Here is a 17,324-nt window from a genome sequence, read left to right as displayed (position 1 = left end):
TTATGAGCGATAAAAACTACATTTTAGCCATAGAATCTTCTTGTGATGATACAGGCGCAGCAATTATTGACGGAAATAAAATTATTTCTAACGTTGTGGCAAGCCAAAAAATTCACGAAATATATGGTGGCGTAGTACCAGAATTAGCTTCGAGAGCACATCAACAAAATATTGTTCCCGTCGTAGATCAAGCCTTAAAACAGGCAAATATTAACAAAGAAGAACTTAAAGCAATTGCTTATACGCGCGGTCCAGGATTAATGGGTTCGCTTTTGGTTGGCGGAAGTTTTGCAAAATCTTTTAGTCAATCATTGGATATTCCGTTGATTGAAGTGAATCATATGCAAGCGCATATTTTGGCAAATTTTATTGAAGATGCCAATGATGAAAAACCTACTTTTCCATTTTTATGTTTAACAGTTTCTGGAGGACATACTCAAATAGTGAAAATCAATAATTATTTTGAGATGGAAATTTTAGGCGAAACGATAGATGATGCCGCTGGTGAAGCTTTTGATAAAGCAGGTAAAATTTTAAATTTACCTTATCCTGCAGGTCCAATTATCGACAAAAAATCTAAAATTGGAGATCCAACAAAATTCCAATTTGCTAAACCAAAAATAGAAGGTTTAAACTTTAGTTTTAGTGGTTTCAAAACTTCAATTTTATATTTTATTCAGAAAGAAGTCAAAGCTAATCCTAATTTTATCGAAGAAAATATGGACGATTTATGTGCTTCTATTCAACGTTCTATCGTAAATATTTTGATGGAAAAAGTAAAAAAAGCATCAGACGAAACTGGAATTAAACAAATTGCAATTGCAGGTGGAGTTTCGGCAAATTCTGAAATTCGTCAACGACTAAAAGACGGAGAAACAGAATTTGGTTGGAAAACTTTTATTCCTAAATTCGCTTATACAACTGACAATGCTGCAATGATTGCAATGGTTGGAAGTTTAAAATTTGATCAAGAAATATTTACAGAAAACACAGCGAAATCTGTAGCGAAATACCATATTTAATGAAATTATTTTTTGGAGAAATTCATCACGATACAGCCATTCTGAACGAAGAAGAAAGTCATCATTTTGCAAAAGTTTTACGCGGAAAAGAAGGCGATTTGGTTCATGTAACAGATGGAAAAGGAAATTTGGCTGAAGTAGAAATTACAGAAATTTCTAAAAAGGCTGTTGAAGGAAAAGTTGTTGATTTAAAAACAAATTTCGAGCAAAAAAACTATTATTTACATGTTGCGATTGCGCCAACTAAAACAATGGAACGTTTGGAATTTTTCTTAGAAAAAGCAACTGAAATTGGTATTGACGAAATTACTTTTTTGCAAACTTTTCATTCGGAACGAAAAAATATTAAAATCGAGCGAATCGAAAAAATAGTTCAATCTGCTACAAAGCAATCGTTGAAAGCGTATTTACCAAAAATAAATGATTTGACAAAATTCAATGAATTTATCAAACAGGATTTTGAAGGTTTTACGAAATGTATTGCGCATTGCGAAGCAGATATTGAGCGTACACCTTTGCGAACAGTTTTAGAAAATAATCCGCAGAAAATATTGATTATGATTGGACCTGAAGGAGATTTTTCGAGAGATGAAATTCTTTTTGCTGAAGAACATAATTTTACAGGAATTAGTCTTGGACATCAACGTTTCCGTACAGAAACCGCAGCTCTACAAGCCGTTTTTGCAGTTGATTGGGGTTTAGAAAAATAAATCAAAAACAATAATTTATACCAAAAACCGATTCGAAAATGAATCGGTTTTTTTGTTTTATTTGAAAATAAATATCTTTATCAAAATTTAAATAACTATGAAAAAAATAGCACTTACTTTGGGATTACTTTTCGGAAGTTTTTCGTTTGCACAAACTGTAAATGATGTTCCGATTAAAGATATAAATGTTGATTATGTTCAGATTATTGGAACTGGACGAGGTTTGAGTACAAAAATGAATATAAGATTAGATTTCGGACAAGAAACAAAATCAATTTCATTTAAAAACGGTCTAAAAATTAAAGATGAAAAAGGAAATACAATCAAATTTAATTCGATGATTGATGCACTAAATTTTATGTCAGAAAATGGATATGAATTTCAGTTTGCGTACACATCAAAAGAAAATGATGATGATGCACTTTATTATATCTTGAAAAAACGAAAATAAAAAAATCCTCAGCTTTTGTTGAGGATTTATATTTTAAAAGATATTTACTCTTAATTTATTCTTTCAGCAACGTAATCGCTTTCGTTTCCTAAACGATCAACAGCTTTTAATGCAACTGCTGTTAAACTTTTTCCGTCTTTATGTTTCAGAATCGTTTGGTTTGTTTTCGTACGATCTAAAATAGATGTTTCCCAATCGTTGTTGTAACGTATATATAAAATCCATTTCGAAACATTAGATGTCATTTTGTAATCGTTCCAATTCATTACAACTTCTGATGTTTTTGCATTTACAGACAAACTTGGTTTTGCCAAACGATCTGCCTTAATCCAGTTCATAGTTGGCACCAAAGCTTTTGCTTTATATGGACCTTCTTTTAAATAGCTCAACATCGAAGGGTTTTTTGTTAAACCAGCAATACTCCAATGAATAACACCTACATTATTTTGTAAGATTTCTCCAGCCATTTTTACCTGATTCGTAATCTCAGTTGTTCTATCCGAAACTTTTACCTCAACCGTATTCAAACCTGGCCAAAGATGACGATTATGTGTATTTTCTGATTTCCACCATTCTAATAATTTAGGAAAACTTTGTCCTGTCGAATTAATTGGCCAATATAATTGAGGCGAAAAATAATCAACCCAACCTTTGTTCAACCATAATTTTGCGTCTGCATACAATTCATCATATTGTGAAGAACCTGTAATTCCAGAAGGATAACCTGGTTTCCAAATTCCAAAAGGACTAATTCCAAATTTCACAAAAGGTTTTTCTGCTTTGATTTCTTTGTAAATTCTTTCGATAATTGTATTCACATTTTGACGACGCCAATCTGCTCTTGATAAATTCCCCCCATTGTTTTTATAAACGTTCCAAGTCGTATTATCTGGAAAATCTGCACCTCCATTATAAGAAGCGTATGGATAGAAATAATCATCAAAATGAACACCATCAATATCATAACGTGAAACGATATCGCGAACAACTTCCGAAACATGATCTTGCGTTTTTTTGTCAGCAGGATCAAACCAACACATACCGTTCTTCAATCTCACCACATTACTTGGCGATCTTTTCACCATCGACTCACTTGTCACCGGTCCTCCACTACTGTGATGCGCTCTGTAAGGATTTAACCAAACATGCAACTCAATTCCACGTTTGTGCGCTTCTTCCACCCAAAACTCTAATGGGTCATAATATGGAGAAGGCGCTTTTCCTTCTTCTCCAGTTAAGAAGTAAGACCAAGGTTCGAAATTACTTTTGTACAAAGCATCTGCTGCTGGACGAACCTGAAAAATAACTGCATTAAAATTGTTTGCCTCTAACATGTCCAACAACTTTATCGCTTCATCTTTTTGTTGCGTTGTCGTTAAATCTTTTTTAGAAGGCCAGTTAATATTTGCAACAGAAGCCACCCAAGCCGCGCGGAATTCACGATTTACTTCTGGTAATTTCACCGTAAAAACCTCATCTTTCTTGTTCGGAATTTCAGTTTTTGGTGTAGTAGGAATAGTTGTTTGTATAGATTCTACAGGTTTTGTAGGCTGTTTAGATTCCACTTTTTTATAAACTATTTTTTTCGAACTTTTATTTGAAGCACACGAAGTCAAGCCAATTGTAGCTACTCCGAAACACATCAAAATATATTTAAAATTAATTTTCATTTGTTGAAATATGTATTTTTAGCGTTACAAAATTAGTAATAAAGCTTTATTAATCCAGATTTTATCAAATATTTAGGATATCTAGATTTTCCTTCTTTATTAAATTTACGAAATTTTTCGCTTCAAAAAGTGTTTTATAAATTTTATTCTTTACATTTTTGTACTCATCTATAATTGATAAAAATATGTTTCTAATTATATGTTTTGGCGTATTGATTATTTGTGTAAATGTTATTTTACAATCAACTGTTACGGTTTATTCGCTAAAATATCTACATAAATTTAATCTCAAAAAACAACGATTAACGTTTAGTGAAGTGCTTTGGCAAATGGCAATTTCAGTATCTTTCTTGACTTTATTGCACGGTGCACAATGTACAATTTGGGCGGCTACTTTTTATTTCAATCCAAATATTGACAATTTATATAGTTTTCAAGAAGCAATCTATTTTTCATTAATCACTTTTACAACCGTTGGTTACGGTGATGTTGTGATTGATAGCGAATGGAAAATTATGGCTGGATTAGAAGCTATAAACGGAATTATGATGGTAGGCTGGTCAACTGCGTTGATGTTTTCTTACCTACAAATTATCTTAAAGAAGAATATTACTCAATAAAAAAATCCCTTCAAAAATTTTTGAAGGGATTTTTAATTAATATTTATTTTTTTCCAAATTAACTTTCAATTCTTTGTAATAATCTGGCGCATTTGCATCTTTTTCTAAAGCTGTATTAACCCATTTCAACGCTTGATTTCGATCCAATTTATTCGAATAATAGAAGTTTGCTGAATTGTAAAAATCTCTTGCAGAAGAATTTTCATTCAATTGATCTCCAATCATTTTTAAAACTTCGTTAATTGTATTCGTTTCAATATCCAAAACAACCGTTGTGTTATCCCAAGCTAAAACCAAATTAGCTGATTTTTGCGTCACATTTGTAAAACGAATCTCAAACGTTTCTGTCTTATTATTCATCGATTTTGTCGACGGAGCTTTCACTTTCAATGCGATATTCGATTCTTTCCACTCTTTCGGATTCCCCCAGTTTTTCGTGTCTTTATAAAAAATTACCTCCCACTCCTCTTTGTTCGGAATGCTATACAACGCATATTCGCCAGCAGCCAACTCTTGTCCATTCACTTTGATTGGTTTATCAAATTTGATGACCGTATTTTCATTCGCTCCAGTTCGCCAAACTTCTCCATTCGGAACCAATTTTCCAAACACTTTTCTTCCGTTTACATTTGGTCGATTATATTCAACTTCAAATTCTGTCAAACCTACTTTTTGCTCAATTTCAGCATGAGAACTTACCGCAGGAAATTTCATTTGCGCAAAAGCACAACTCCCTATTAACAAAGCCAAAACTGTTGATGTTATTTTCATATAATTATTTCTTATTCTTTATTTTATCTGTTTTTTTGTCGTATCCATACGGACAATGTTTACATCCACTTTTGCAACAATATCCTCTTCTTTTTAGATATTGTTCAGTAAATATTCTGAAACCTTCTGGAGATAAATAATAATCTCCTTCTTCAAACTTTTTCATTTCTAATGCTGTGAAATTACAACTTTTATCTATAAACTATCATTAATTTTGGTATGATAATTATTTGTGAAACTTCCTCTAAATTTACGATTTTTAATGCTTTTTAAATCAATATCTTCTCAGATTGATTAATTTTGCAACAAAATCGAATTACCTAAATCATGTTTGTAGTTGTTTTGAGTCATTTATTCCGAAAGAATTTTATTGGAATTACCATTTTTCCTTTCATTTTTTTGAGAGATAAAAAACTGAAAAATGATGAAGTTTTAATCAATCACGAAACCATTCATATCATTCAGCAACTCGAACTTTTGATCATTTTTTTCTATCCTTTTTATTTGATTGAGTATGCAATTCGATTAATCCAATATCGCGATCAACACAAAGCATATTGCAATATTAGTTTTGAGCGTGAAGCTTATGCCAACGAACACAATTTGAATTACTTAAAAGAACGAAAATTTTATAGTTTCCTAAAATATTTGTAAATGATTTGGAACGAATATAAAGCTCAAATTCAACAGATTGATATTACACATTTAACATCTCAGAATATTCAACTTTCTATTTTGAGAGAAGATTTAACTCATCCCGAAATCTCTGGAAATAAATACCGAAAGCTGAAATATAATTTCATAGAAGCTGAAAGACTTGGTTTCAAAAAATTACTAACATTTGGCGGTGCTTTTTCCAATCATATTGCAGCAACGGCGGCAGCTGGTCAACTACATCATTTCGAAACTATCGGCATTATTCGAGGAGAAGAATTAAAGGATAAAATAGATGAAAATCCTACGTTACGTTTTGCTCAAAAATGTGGAATGCAATTACATTTTATTTCGAGAGAAGATTATCGAAAAAAAGATGATTTAGAATTTATCAACCATTTAAACACTAAATACCCAAATACTTACGTTATTCCAGAAGGAGGCACAAATGATTTTGCGATAAAAGGTTGCGAAGAGATTTTGTACGATGATTGTTTCGAATATGATTTTATTGCTTCGGCAATCGGAACTTGCGGAACAATTGCTGGATTGATTGAAAGCTCAAAACCTCACCAAAAAATTTTAGGTTTTCCGAGTTTAAAGGGAGATTTTATCCAAAATGAAGTAGAAAAATTGACAAATAAATCGAATTTTACTATTTTTAATGAGTATCATTTTGGCGGATATGGAAAAGTTTCGGATGAATTAATTACTTTTGTAAATGATTTCAAGCGAATTAATCATATTCAATTGGATCCTATTTATACTGGAAAAATGGTTTTTGGTATTTTTCAATTAATTAAAAATCATTATTTTAGTGACAATTCTAAAATTCTCATTGTTCATACTGGTGGATTACAGGGAATTGAAGGAATGAACAAACTTTTAAAGAAGAAGAACAAAAATATTATAGAATGAAAAAATTGTTGTACGTTTTTAGTTTAGTGTTGACAATTTCGACGCAAGCACAAGAAAGTAGAGACATAACTTACATTCGAAAACATGCTATTTTAGCTGTTGAAGAAATGCAACTTTACAAAGTTCCGGCAAGTATTACTTTAGCACAAGGTTTATTAGAAACTGGTGGCGGACAAAGTAAATTAGCCGATCAAGCCAATAATCATTTTGGAATAAAATGCAAAGGACCAGAAGAATGGTCGTTAGATAAACCGAGAATTTATCATGATGATGATGCAAAAGGTGAATGTTTCCGCTCTTATAGTTCTGTAGAAGAAAGTTACAGAGATCACTCCAAATTTTTAGCGTTAAGACCTTATTACAAAGCATTATTTGTTTTAGATCCGACTGATTATAATGCTTGGGCACATGGGCTAAAGAAATCTGGATATGCAACAGATCCTAAATATGCATCTAAATTAATCTCTAGAATCGAAAAATATAATTTAGATCAATTTGATAAAATTTCTACTGAAGAAGTTTACGCTAAATTATACACCTTGTATAATAATCAAGATGATATGATGATGGCTAATAATTCTTCGAAAGCGAAGAAGAAAAATGAACCAAAATCAATCAAGGAAGAGATAACTTTAGCTTCTTATCAACCAAATAATAATGTTATAGAGAAAAATGAACCTATTGTAAATAACAAAACTGTTGTTTATGAAACTCGTCCTCAAAATCCTACAACTCGAATTAAAAATCACAAAAATAATATTCCTTACATTGTTGCACAAGCTGGAGAAACAATTGCTACAATTTCTAAAACATACAATAAGGTTCCTTCGGATATTGCAAATTTCAATGAAATTCAGATGGGTTCAAAATTGAAAGATGGACAAATTGTATTTTTCGGTAAAAAGAAAACAAAAGGTTCTGATTATTCATACAAAGTACAGGAAGGTGATGATATGTATACTATCTCACAACGTTTTGGTGTAAAAGTAAACAACCTATATAAACTAAATCGTATGGAGCCAGGTGAACAACCTAAAATTGGTCAACGAATTAATTTGAAAACAAAAATTAGAGCATAATAAGTTCAATAAACCAAAAAAGCTTCCAAATGGAAGCTTTTTTTTATTTCATCATCTTGAAAATATCAACTAATTGTTGATTAATCTCTCTTGTTTGATAATCCATTGGTGCTGGCGCACGATCAATCATAATATTTCCTTCTTTATCTAAAATAATAAACGTCGGAATGTATTGTATTTGATAATCGAAACCAAAATTGTTTTCTCGTCCAGCAAACAATTGCACACCAGACATCTGATTTTCTCTAACCATTTTTTCCCAAATCGGTTTATCTTCTTCCTTATCCAAAGAAATGCTTACAAAATGAATTGGCGCATCACGAAATTGCTTTTCCAACTCTTTCATAAACGGAATTTGTACTTTACAAGGTCCACACCAAGTTGCCCAAATGTCAATGTAAACATATTTTCCTTTAAAATCAGCTAAATCAAATCGTTTTCCATTAATATCAGTTAATGAAAAATCTGGAGCTTTTACCAATTCTTTTGGAATTTCAGTTTCAGGTGACTCTTTTGCTGCAACAGAATCAATTTTTTCTATTTCAGTAAATTCTTCAATTTTCTGTTCAGATTTGCTACAACTAAAAAGTGTAAAAACCATTGACAAAATAAGTAGTTTCGTTTTCATTTATCAATTTAAACTAAGTTATATAATCTGCTTAATAAAGCAGGTTAGCTGTCAAAAATAAACATTTAAACGTTATCAATTTCATAAAATACCTCAATTCACTTGACAAAGGGGTAGCTGAGGTCGTATATTTGCAAAAAATTGTACAATTATGAAAATGAAAACCTCCGATTTCGACTTTACTTTACCTGAAGAACTTTTGGCAGATCGCCCTTCTGAAAACAGAGACGAAGCTCGCTTAATGGTTGTTCACCGTGACACCGGAGAAATTGAACATAGACAATTTAAAGATCTTATCGAATATTTTGATGAAGGAGATGTGATGATTCGCAACAACACGAAAGTTTTTCCTGCTCGTTTAATGGGTAATAAAGAAAAAACTGGAGCTCAAATCGAAGTTTTCTTATTAAGAGAATTAGATGCAGAAACTCGTTTATGGGATGTTTTGGTAGATCCTGCACGTAAAATTCGTATCGGAAATAAATTATTTTTTGATAATGATGATACATTAGTTGCTGAGGTTGTAGACAACACAACTTCTCGTGGACGTACTTTACGTTTCTTATTTGATGGTTCTTATGAAGAGTTCCGTGCAAAATTGAAAGAATTAGGAGAAACCCCACTTCCAAAATATATTTTACGTGACGTTGAGCCAGAAGATGCAGAACGTTACCAAACAATTTATGCAAAACACGAAGGAGCAGTTGCTGCGCCTACAGCTGGTTTACATTTCTCTAAACATTTATTAAAGCGTTTAGAAATTAAAGGTGTTGATTTTGCTGAATTAACATTACATATAGGTTTAGGAACTTTTCAGGCTGTTGAAGTTGAAGATTTATCTAAACACAAAATGGAATCTGAGCAAGTAATTATTCCTCAAGCTACAGCAGATTTAGTAAATAGAGCAATTGACGAAAAGAAAAAAGTTTGTGCTATTGGTACAACTTCTATGCGTTCTATCGAATCTTCAGTTTCTGCTGATGGTCACTTAAACGCTTTTGATGGATGGACGAATAAATTTATTCACCCACCTTACGATTTCTCAATTGCAAATTGTATGATTACAAACTTCCACACGCCAAAATCTACATTAATTATGATGATTTCTGCGTTTGCTGGACACGATTTAACAATGAAAGCGTACAACGAAGCTGTAAAAGAAGGATACAAATTCTACTCTTACGGAGATGCAATGTTAATCCTATAAGATCAGTTTGAATACAACAAAAAAAGACATACGAAAGCTTTCACAAGCTGAGATTGAAGATTATTTCAAAGAGATTGGAGAAAAATCATTCCGCGCAAAACAAGTGTACGAATGGTTATGGAAAAAGAATGCGCATCAATTTGATGACATGACGAATATTTCTAAGGCGCTACGTGAGCAATTAGGAGAAGCTTTCCAAATTCAACCAGTTGAAGTAGATCTTCTACAAAAATCTAACGACGGAACCATCAAGAATGCTGTAAAGCTTCATGATGGTAACATAGTAGAATCTGTTTTAATTCCTACAGATACACGCACAACCGCTTGTGTATCATCTCAAGTTGGTTGTAGTTTAGATTGTACATTTTGTGCGACGGCTCAATTAAAACGTATGCGAAATTTAACGGCTGCCGAAATCGTTGATCAAGTTGTGATTATTGATGATGAGAGTAAACGTTTCTTTAATCGTCCTTTAAGTAATATTGTTTTTATGGGAATGGGAGAACCTTTGTTAAATTATAACGAAGTTATTTCTGCTATCAAAAAAATTACGTTGCCAGAAGGTTTGGGAATGGCTCCAAGAAGAATAACAGTTTCTACTTCGGGTATTCCGAAAATGATTGAAAAGTTGGCTGATGAAGATTTACGTGTAAATCTTGCTGTATCATTACATTCGGCTCGTGAAGAAGTTCGTAATGTAATTATGCCTTTTACTGTGAAATTTCCGTTAACAGATTTAATGGATAGTTTACAATATTGGTACGAAAAAACAGGTTTACGAATTACGTTCGAATATATTGTTTGGGGTGGTGTTAATGATAAAAAAGAAGACATTGATGCATTGGTGAAATTCTGTAAAAAAGTTCCTTCAAAAATTAATATTATCGAGTATAATGCAATTGAGGAGGATGGAATGTACAAACAAGCATCGGAACAAGCAATTGATAATTATATAAAAGCATTAGAAAGTAATAATATTGTGGTAAATGTTCGTCGTAGTCGTGGAAAAGATATTGATGCAGCTTGCGGACAATTAGCCAATAAAACTGGAAATGCCTAAAAAAATAATCAAATGAAATATTTAGCCATATTTTTATTTTTGATTCTATCTAAAACTTCTTTCGCTCAAATAGTAGAAAATATCGATACAATTTCTATCGATGATTATCAGATGAAAAGTTACGACTTACCATCAACTTTGAACGAAATATCAGCTTTAGAATATGAAAAAGAAGATAAAAATATGGCTTCTTTTTGGGGTTTAAATGATTCTGGAAACAAACCAGAATTGTATCGTTTTGACTTAGAAACGGGTAAAATCCTCAATACAATTTTTATTACAAATGTGGCTAATACTGATTGGGAAGAAATTTCTTCGGACGATAATCGAATTTATTTTGCTGATTTCGGAAATAATATGGGCAAAAGAAAAGACTTAGCTATTTATTTTATCGATAAAAAAGAAATCGATTATTCTCAATCTAATCAACAATTTAAAGCTCAGAAAATAGAATTTTATTATCCAGAACAAGATAATTTTCAGTTCAAAAATTTGACAACGAATTGGGATGCTGAAGCTTTTTTTATTTATGATAATCAGTTGCATATTTTTACAAAAGAATGGTCAAATATGGAAACGACACATTATGTTGTTCCAATTGATTCTTCAAAAAAACACGCAGCCAAAAAATTAGAAATTTTTAAAACCAATTACGCTGTTACAGCGGCTTATATTGATGCTGATGTAACTAGTCCGACCAAAGGGATTTATCTTTTAGGTTACACAAAAGAGGCATTAGCATTTATCAATTGGTTTGATTTACCACAGGATAACAATCAGTTATTCTTCACTTCTCAAGTTAAAAAAATAAGTTTACCTTTGGGATTTACGACACAATTGGGACAATTGGAAGGAATTTCTGTTAACCCAAAAGATAATAAAATTTGCATTAGTGGCGAAGAATTTAATTTTAAAGGATTTTACGCTAAGCAAATAGTACATTGCATCAATAATTTTACGAATTAAAACATTAAATTTTGAGTAACACGGTAGATAAGATTAAAGCTCCAATTGCGGAGGAAATGAAATTATTTGAAAAGAAATTCTTCGAATCGATGAAGAGTAACGTTTCACTTTTAGACCGTATTTCAAATTATATTGTTCGTAGAAAAGGAAAACAAATGCGTCCGATGTTTGTTTTTTTGACTGCAAAATTAAACGGAGAAGTACAAGAGCGTACGTATCGTGCAGCTTCTTTTATCGAGCTTATTCATACCGCTACTTTGGTACACGATGACGTTGTAGATGATAGTACTTTGCGTCGCGGATTTTTCTCGCTTAATGCAATTTGGAAGAATAAAGTTGCTGTTTTAGTAGGTGATTATTTTTTGTCAAAGACTTTAATTATTTCAACAAAAAACAAAGATTTTGATTTGCTTGAAGTTGTTTCCGTAGCAATACAAGAAATTTCGGAAGGTGAATTATTACAAATCGAAAAAGCACGTAAACTTGATATTACAGAAGATGTCTACTTCGAAATTATTCGAATGAAAACAGCGACACTTATCGCAGCTTGTTGTGAAGCTGGAGCTCGTTCTGTTGGTTGCTCGGAAGAAGTTGCTAAGAAAATGCATCGTTTCGGAGAATTGGTTGGAATTGCCTTTCAGATTAAAGATGATTTATTTGATTATACGACTTCTAACGCAATTGGAAAACCCGTTGGAATAGATATTAAGGAACAAAAAATGACGTTACCTTTGATTTATTCGATCAACACAGCATCTGAAAAGGATAAAAAATGGTTGATCAATTCCGTAAAACGTTACAACAATGACAAAAAACGTGTACGAGAAATTATTCAGTATGTGAAAGATCATGGCGGAATTGAGTACACGCAAAAAATGATGAAACAATATAGCCAAGAGGCTTTAGATATACTATACGAATTTCCCGAAAGTGAATTTCGAAATTCATTGGAAACAATGGTGAAATATGTTATCGAAAGAGAAAAATAAAAAACCGGACTTCTAGGTAGTATCACACAAACTGTGTAAGAAGAAAAGTTATTCTGAAAAATTATGAGCCTTACAGCTCAAATAATTTTTCGGAGATAACTTTTTATTATTTTTAAACGTTACATAGTTATGATCGACAAAGAAGATTTATTAAACAGTAAGGATACAAGTCCTTTAAGAATGGAGAGGATTTAACATCTTTCTTCAAGGAGCTGCACAAGAAAGCAGTTGAACATATGTTGGATGCTGAACTAGATAGTCATCTAGACAATGAAAAACATGCCAGAAGCAAAGATGGAAATTATCGAAACGGACATGACTCCAAGAAAATAAAATCCGCTTTTGGTGAATCAGAAATTAAGGTTCCTCGTGATAGAAAAGGCAGTTTTGAACCTGCTTTAGTTCCCAAAAGACACAATATTATCGATGGTTTAGAAAATATTATTATTTCATTTTATGCCAAAGGAATGAGTGTTTCGGACATCGAAGAACAGATTCGCGAGATGTACGATTTTGATATTTCAACATCAACAATATCACGAATTACTAACGCTGTTGCTAGTGAAGTTGTTGCTTGGCAAAACCGACCATTAGACGACTTATACTTGATTGTTTGGATGGATGGAATTGTTTTTAAAGTTCGAGAAAATTCAAAAGTCATCAATAAAACCATTTATTTAGCCGTTGGTTTAAACCGAGAGGGAAGAAAAGAAGTGTTAGGCATGTGGCTTGGAAAGAATGAGAGTTCCAGTTTTTGGATGAGTGTTTTGACCGATTTAAAAGCTCGTGGTGTTGAAGATATTCTCATTACAGCAACCGATAATTTGAATGGATTTACCCAGACCATTCGCTCTGTTTTTCCAGAATCTCAAACTCAAATTTGTGTAGTTCATCAGATTAGAAATGCGTGCAAATATGTGGTTTGGAAAGACAGAAAGGAGTTTTCTGCCGATATGAAGCACATTTATACAGCACCCAACAAAGACGCCGCAAAAGCTGCTTTGGATGATTTTGCAACAAAATGGGAAAGTAAATATTTATACGCCATTCAATCCTGGAGAAATAACTGGGATGAGCTCACTGTATTTTTTGAATTTCCGCTAGAAATCCGTAAAATCATTTACACCACTAATTTAATTGAAAATCTAAACGGAAAAATTAGAAAATACACTACATTTCCTACCGATGATGCTGTCTTAAAGTCTGTTTATCTGGCACTCAAAGAGTCCACTAAAAAATGGACTATGCCAATCCATAATTGGGGAATTGTTTTAAACCAATTTATGCTTATTTTTGAAAATAGGCTCAGATTATAAAATCTAAGCCCTAACTTTTCTACTTACACACTTGATGGGATAGTGTCGACTTCTAAGTAGAAGTCCGGTTTTTATTAGTCTATTTTCTTATCCATTTTTTCACTTGATTTTATCAAATCTTGAAGCATTTGATCTGCAATTTTCTTAAATTCTGCTTGTGTTATAATTTCACCTTTTGTAGGTTTATCTATCTTTAATTTATTATTTGAAACGACACTAGTTACTTGATAAATATCTTTCCTTGGTAATTTTTTCGAATCTGTGGTAATAACAAGTTTTAAAATTAATCCAGGTAAACCACCATATTCAGCAGGTCCATTCTTGAAATTTAAACTTGGAGCATACCAAGCATCATATGTCCTACTTTTTATAACAACTGTAGCTTTTTTTACTTCGTAACCCAATATTTTTGATGTTTCTCTTGTTAAAGTCCAAGGAAGAGTTGAAATGGTATCTTTCATGATAAATTTTCTTCCGTTAAAATCGGTATATTTTAATGATTCGTTGTTTTTTAAATCTTTGTAATATATATCACCTAGTTTCGCAAAAGAAATTGAGCTTTTTTGTTCTTCTTGACTATTGTTTATTTTTTCTATCCCTTTAAAAACAGATTCATTCTTATCAAGAATCAGCTGAAATTCAACTTTTCTATTTGCAGCATCTTTATACATTTGAATCATTTCTTTATCAGTTTGATTACTCAAATCAAACTCGTTTGTAAATTCATAATTCACAAGTAATTTTTCTTGAGCAAATAACGAAATTGAACCGAGCAAAAATGTAAAGATTAGTTTTTTCATAAGTATAATTTTTATGAAGATAAAAAAATATAACTATTTTAGAGTAAACAATTAACACATGAAAAAAAAATATTTTCTTGTTTCTACTCTCATAATATCCTCTTTACTATTTGGACAAGCACATAACGTTTCAGAAGGATATATAAAACCAACAGATCCATTAGTTCAAAAAAATCTTGAAGAATGGCAAGATTTAAAATTTGGTTTATTTATGCATTGGGGAACTTACAGCCAATGGGGAGTTGTAGAAAGTTGGAGTATTTGTCCTGAAGATGAAAGTTGGACACAACGAAATCCTGAATATGGAAAAACATACAATGACTATGTTAAAAACTATGAAGCATTGCAAACCTCATTTAATCCTACACAATTTGATCCAAAGAAATTTGCTGAAGCAGCAAAAAAAGCAGGAATGAAATATGTCGTGTTTACAACCAAACATCATGACGGTTTTGCAATGTTTGACACAAAAGAATCTGATTATAAAATAACTTCTCCTAATACACCTTTTTCTAAAAATCCAAAAGCAGATATAACAAAGGAAATGTTTTCTACATTTCGTCAAAATGGATTCAAAATTGGCGCTTATTTTTCAAAGCCTGATTGGCATTCTAATGATTATTGGTGGGATTATTTTCCTCCAAAAGATCGAAATGTAAATTATGATCCCAAAAAACATCCTGACAGATGGGAAAATTTCAAAAAATATACTTACAATCAATTAAATGAAATCACTTCCAATTACGGAAAAGTTGATATCCTTTGGTTAGATGGTGGTTGGGTAAGACCTTTTTCAACAATAGACCCTCGTATTGAATGGCAAAAAAATATCCAAACTGAACAAGATATTGACATGGATAAAATTGGTAAAATGGTTCGTAAAAATCAACCTGGTATAATTGTCGTAGATCGTACTGTTGCAGCAAATTGGGAAAACTATGTAACACCCGAACAAGCAATTCCCGAAAAACCTCTGCATATTCCTTGGGAAAGTTGTATTACAATGGGCGATTCGTTTTCTTATGTTCCAAATGATAAATACAAATCAACAAAAACAATTATTGAAACTTTGGTTAAAATAATATCCAGAGGAGGTAATTATTTGCTAAACATTGCCCCTGGACCAAATGGAGATTTTGATAAAATAGCCTATGACAGATTGGATGAAATTTCTGAATGGATGAAAATCAACGAGTCTGCAATTTTCAAAACGAGAGCAATACCTCCTTTCAATGAAAATAATTACTATTACACCTTCAATAAAGATAAAAATCAATTGAATATATTTTATTTATCAGATGGTGAAAAACTAATGCTACCAGAAAAATTTAATTTTAAAATTCCTGATGATTTCAAATTCAAGAAAGTAAGTATTTTAGGTTATAAGGATAAACTTAAATGGAAAATAAACGGAAATTATCTAGCAATAGAAAAACCTCAGCAAAATTTCAATTATGCATTGGTAATAAGATTAGAATAAAAAAAGTCGCTATAAAGCGACTTTACTATTTTTTTAAATTGTTTTCTGATATATATAATCATCCATGATATAACCATTACCGATATCAAATGTTTTAGATTCGATATTCTTAAAACCATTTTTCTCATAGAAACGAATTGCTTTAGCATTGTTTTTATTGACAGTTAAATGAACAGCTTTTGCGGCTTTTTCTTTCGCAAAATCCACTACTCTATTCAACATTAATTGCCCAATTCCTTTGGTTTGATTAGATTCTTTCAGATAAATTTTAGACAAGAATATGGTGTTATTTTCATCTAATTTATAATGTAAATATCCAGACGGAACATTGTCTATTTTTAAAATCTCCCAAACATCTCCAGCTGCAATTCCTTCATTTACTTTATCATTATTGTACATCATATCAATCATATAATCGATTTGATCTTGCACTAATAAATCCTTATAACATTCGTTCCAAATGTCTCTTGCTAAAGGTTGAACTAAATGTATATTTTTCTCATTAACAGTATGAAAATGACAATATACATCCATTTTAACTGGATTTATTTTTTGATTAATTTCTATATTCTGTAAAATTTCTTCTTTGCGCTTTTCGATATCAGCAGAAAACATTTCCATTGTCCATTTACGTTTAAGATGATAGTAATAGAAAACACCAATAAATAGAAAAATAATTGTTTCTCCAATCCAAACAAATTTTGATTTACTCAATTCAACAGGATTCATGATATCAATATCAATTATACCAGTTACTTTAAGTGCAACTAATGCAAATACTAATAGAACAATTCCAAAAAAATACATGCCGATAACACTCAAAATAGTTTTAACTTTATTCTTCTTAAAAAACTTAGCTAAAAAGTAATATTGTACCGAGAACAAAAATAATATAATAAAATCCACTTAATTTAAATTTTTATATCTCACAAAAATACGAAAAATATGCCCGCAAACATTTATATTTGTATGAAACATATCAA

Annotated in this window: 18 protein-coding genes and 1 pseudogene; 13 read left to right on the top strand and 6 right to left on the bottom strand. The window is 31.4% G+C overall.

Going from position 1 to position 17,324, the window contains the following annotated elements:
• The first annotated feature begins 2 nt into the window (after positions 1 to 2).
• From tsaD to AC2I98_RS00405, 3 genes are all read left to right on the top strand, one after another.
• A complete protein-coding gene (gene tsaD, locus AC2I98_RS00415) occupies positions 3 to 1,022 on the top strand; it encodes a tRNA (adenosine(37)-N6)-threonylcarbamoyltransferase complex transferase subunit TsaD (protein WP_486412682.1) in 1,020 nt (339 codons plus the stop codon).
• Entirely contained in the window at positions 1,022 to 1,732 is a 711-nt protein-coding gene (locus AC2I98_RS00410) for a 16S rRNA (uracil(1498)-N(3))-methyltransferase (protein WP_486412681.1), read from the top strand. The genes tsaD and AC2I98_RS00410 overlap by 1 nt, the downstream gene beginning before the upstream one ends.
• Positions 1,733 to 1,829: 97 nt before the next feature.
• Positions 1,830 to 2,183 (top strand): hypothetical protein, encoded by a 354-nt coding sequence (locus AC2I98_RS00405; protein ID WP_486412680.1) that lies wholly within the window; start codon positions 1,830 to 1,832, stop codon positions 2,181 to 2,183.
• 50 nt (positions 2,184 to 2,233) lie between these two features.
• On the opposite strand, the gene AC2I98_RS00400 is transcribed toward AC2I98_RS00405, so the two are convergent.
• A complete protein-coding gene (locus tag AC2I98_RS00400) occupies positions 2,234 to 3,853 on the bottom strand; it encodes a glycoside hydrolase family 10-like protein (RefSeq protein ID WP_486412679.1) in 1,620 nt (539 codons plus the stop codon).
• 185 nt (positions 3,854 to 4,038) lie between these two features.
• Here AC2I98_RS00400 and AC2I98_RS00395 point away from each other — a divergent pair, with 185 nt between their 5' ends.
• Entirely contained in the window at positions 4,039 to 4,473 is a 435-nt protein-coding gene (locus tag AC2I98_RS00395; RefSeq protein ID WP_286485474.1) for a potassium channel family protein, read from the top strand.
• Positions 4,474 to 4,509: 36 nt separating this feature from the next.
• Here AC2I98_RS00395 and AC2I98_RS00390 read toward each other — a convergent pair whose 3' ends face one another.
• Positions 4,510 to 5,244: a DUF2911 domain-containing protein gene (locus AC2I98_RS00390; protein ID WP_486412678.1), complete on the bottom strand. Its 735-nt coding sequence runs from the start codon at positions 5,242 to 5,244 to the stop codon at positions 4,510 to 4,512.
• Between the two features lie 4 nt (positions 5,245 to 5,248).
• A complete protein-coding gene (locus AC2I98_RS00385; RefSeq protein WP_180906370.1) occupies positions 5,249 to 5,410 on the bottom strand; it encodes a DUF5522 domain-containing protein in 162 nt (53 codons plus the stop codon).
• Positions 5,411 to 5,571: 161 nt separating this feature from the next.
• Here AC2I98_RS00385 and AC2I98_RS00380 point away from each other — a divergent pair, with 161 nt between their 5' ends.
• From AC2I98_RS00380 to AC2I98_RS00370, 3 genes are read left to right on the top strand one after another with little or no spacing between them, the layout of a single operon-like run.
• A complete protein-coding gene (locus AC2I98_RS00380; RefSeq protein WP_486412677.1) occupies positions 5,572 to 5,898 on the top strand; it encodes a hypothetical protein in 327 nt (108 codons plus the stop codon).
• On the top strand, positions 5,899 to 6,816 hold the full coding sequence (locus AC2I98_RS00375) for a 1-aminocyclopropane-1-carboxylate deaminase/D-cysteine desulfhydrase (protein ID WP_486412676.1): 918 nt from the start codon (positions 5,899 to 5,901) through the stop codon (positions 6,814 to 6,816).
• Entirely contained in the window at positions 6,813 to 7,895 is a 1,083-nt protein-coding gene (locus AC2I98_RS00370; protein ID WP_486412675.1) for a glucosaminidase domain-containing protein, read from the top strand. Before AC2I98_RS00375 ends, AC2I98_RS00370 begins: the two co-directional genes overlap by 4 nt.
• Before the next feature lie 43 nt (positions 7,896 to 7,938).
• On the opposite strand, the gene AC2I98_RS00365 is transcribed toward AC2I98_RS00370, so the two are convergent.
• On the bottom strand, positions 7,939 to 8,523 hold the full coding sequence (locus AC2I98_RS00365; protein WP_486412674.1) for a TlpA family protein disulfide reductase: 585 nt from the start codon (positions 8,521 to 8,523) through the stop codon (positions 7,939 to 7,941).
• A 157-nt stretch (positions 8,524 to 8,680) separates the two neighbouring features.
• On the opposite strand from AC2I98_RS00365, the gene queA reads away from it, so the two are divergent.
• From queA to AC2I98_RS00340, 5 genes and pseudogenes are all read left to right on the top strand, one after another.
• Positions 8,681 to 9,730 carry a tRNA preQ1(34) S-adenosylmethionine ribosyltransferase-isomerase QueA gene (gene queA, locus AC2I98_RS00360; RefSeq protein WP_486414090.1) on the top strand — a complete coding sequence of 350 codons (1,050 nt, stop codon included), beginning with the start codon at positions 8,681 to 8,683 and terminating at the stop codon, positions 9,728 to 9,730.
• Between the two features lie 7 nt (positions 9,731 to 9,737).
• The gene (gene rlmN, locus AC2I98_RS00355) at positions 9,738 to 10,790 is read left to right on the top strand and encodes a dual-specificity RNA methyltransferase RlmN (protein WP_486412673.1); all 1,053 of its coding nucleotides are present in this window, start codon (positions 9,738 to 9,740) and stop codon (positions 10,788 to 10,790) included.
• Between the two features lie 12 nt (positions 10,791 to 10,802).
• Positions 10,803 to 11,756: a hypothetical protein gene (locus AC2I98_RS00350; RefSeq protein ID WP_486412672.1), complete on the top strand. Its 954-nt coding sequence runs from the start codon at positions 10,803 to 10,805 to the stop codon at positions 11,754 to 11,756.
• Positions 11,757 to 11,812: 56 nt separating this feature from the next.
• On the top strand, positions 11,813 to 12,745 hold the full coding sequence (locus AC2I98_RS00345) for a polyprenyl synthetase family protein (protein WP_486414089.1): 933 nt from the start codon (positions 11,813 to 11,815) through the stop codon (positions 12,743 to 12,745).
• A 129-nt stretch (positions 12,746 to 12,874) separates the two neighbouring features.
• A pseudogene (locus tag AC2I98_RS00340) lies at positions 12,875 to 14,061 on the top strand (IS256 family transposase).
• Positions 14,062 to 14,135: 74 nt separating this feature from the next.
• Here the strand turns inward: AC2I98_RS00340 and AC2I98_RS00335 are convergent.
• Positions 14,136 to 14,861: a GLPGLI family protein gene (locus AC2I98_RS00335; protein WP_486412671.1), complete on the bottom strand. Its 726-nt coding sequence runs from the start codon at positions 14,859 to 14,861 to the stop codon at positions 14,136 to 14,138.
• A 58-nt stretch (positions 14,862 to 14,919) separates the two neighbouring features.
• On the opposite strand from AC2I98_RS00335, the gene AC2I98_RS00330 reads away from it, so the two are divergent.
• Positions 14,920 to 16,341 (top strand): alpha-L-fucosidase, encoded by a 1,422-nt coding sequence (locus tag AC2I98_RS00330; RefSeq protein ID WP_486412670.1) that lies wholly within the window; start codon positions 14,920 to 14,922, stop codon positions 16,339 to 16,341.
• Between the two features lie 33 nt (positions 16,342 to 16,374).
• On the opposite strand, the gene AC2I98_RS00325 is transcribed toward AC2I98_RS00330, so the two are convergent.
• Positions 16,375 to 17,247 (bottom strand): GNAT family N-acetyltransferase, encoded by an 873-nt coding sequence (locus AC2I98_RS00325; RefSeq protein WP_486412669.1) that lies wholly within the window; start codon positions 17,245 to 17,247, stop codon positions 16,375 to 16,377.
• Positions 17,248 to 17,324 lie beyond the last annotated feature (77 nt).

The sequence above is a fragment of the Empedobacter sp. EJD.6dd genome (genome assembly GCF_057369435.1).
This window is presented reverse-complemented; position numbering and strand designations above follow the sequence as displayed.

Bases quoted from the DNA above. Each gene is read 5' to 3' on its own strand.
- tsaD (WP_486412682.1), top strand. From the start codon at position 3: ATGAGCGATAAAAACTACATTTTAGCCATAGAATCTTCTTGTGATGAT.
- AC2I98_RS00410 (WP_486412681.1), top strand. From the start codon at position 1,022: ATGAAATTATTTTTTGGAGAAATTCATCACGATACAGCCATTCTGAAC.
- AC2I98_RS00405 (WP_486412680.1), top strand. From the start codon at position 1,830: ATGAAAAAAATAGCACTTACTTTGGGATTACTTTTCGGAAGTTTTTCG.
- AC2I98_RS00400 (WP_486412679.1), bottom strand. From the start codon at position 3,853: ATGAAAATTAATTTTAAATATATTTTGATGTGTTTCGGAGTAGCTACA.
- AC2I98_RS00395 (WP_286485474.1), top strand. From the start codon at position 4,039: ATGTTTCTAATTATATGTTTTGGCGTATTGATTATTTGTGTAAATGTT.
- AC2I98_RS00390 (WP_486412678.1), bottom strand. From the start codon at position 5,244: ATGAAAATAACATCAACAGTTTTGGCTTTGTTAATAGGGAGTTGTGCT.
- AC2I98_RS00385 (WP_180906370.1), bottom strand. From the start codon at position 5,410: ATGAAAAAGTTTGAAGAAGGAGATTATTATTTATCTCCAGAAGGTTTC.
- AC2I98_RS00380 (WP_486412677.1), top strand. From the start codon at position 5,572: ATGTTTGTAGTTGTTTTGAGTCATTTATTCCGAAAGAATTTTATTGGA.
- AC2I98_RS00375 (WP_486412676.1), top strand. From the start codon at position 5,899: ATGATTTGGAACGAATATAAAGCTCAAATTCAACAGATTGATATTACA.
- AC2I98_RS00370 (WP_486412675.1), top strand. From the start codon at position 6,813: ATGAAAAAATTGTTGTACGTTTTTAGTTTAGTGTTGACAATTTCGACG.
- AC2I98_RS00365 (WP_486412674.1), bottom strand. From the start codon at position 8,523: ATGAAAACGAAACTACTTATTTTGTCAATGGTTTTTACACTTTTTAGT.
- queA (WP_486414090.1), top strand. From the start codon at position 8,681: ATGAAAACCTCCGATTTCGACTTTACTTTACCTGAAGAACTTTTGGCA.
- AC2I98_RS00350 (WP_486412672.1), top strand. From the start codon at position 10,803: ATGAAATATTTAGCCATATTTTTATTTTTGATTCTATCTAAAACTTCT.
- AC2I98_RS00345 (WP_486414089.1), top strand. From the start codon at position 11,813: ATGAAATTATTTGAAAAGAAATTCTTCGAATCGATGAAGAGTAACGTT.
- AC2I98_RS00335 (WP_486412671.1), bottom strand. From the start codon at position 14,861: ATGAAAAAACTAATCTTTACATTTTTGCTCGGTTCAATTTCGTTATTT.
- AC2I98_RS00330 (WP_486412670.1), top strand. From the start codon at position 14,920: ATGAAAAAAAAATATTTTCTTGTTTCTACTCTCATAATATCCTCTTTA.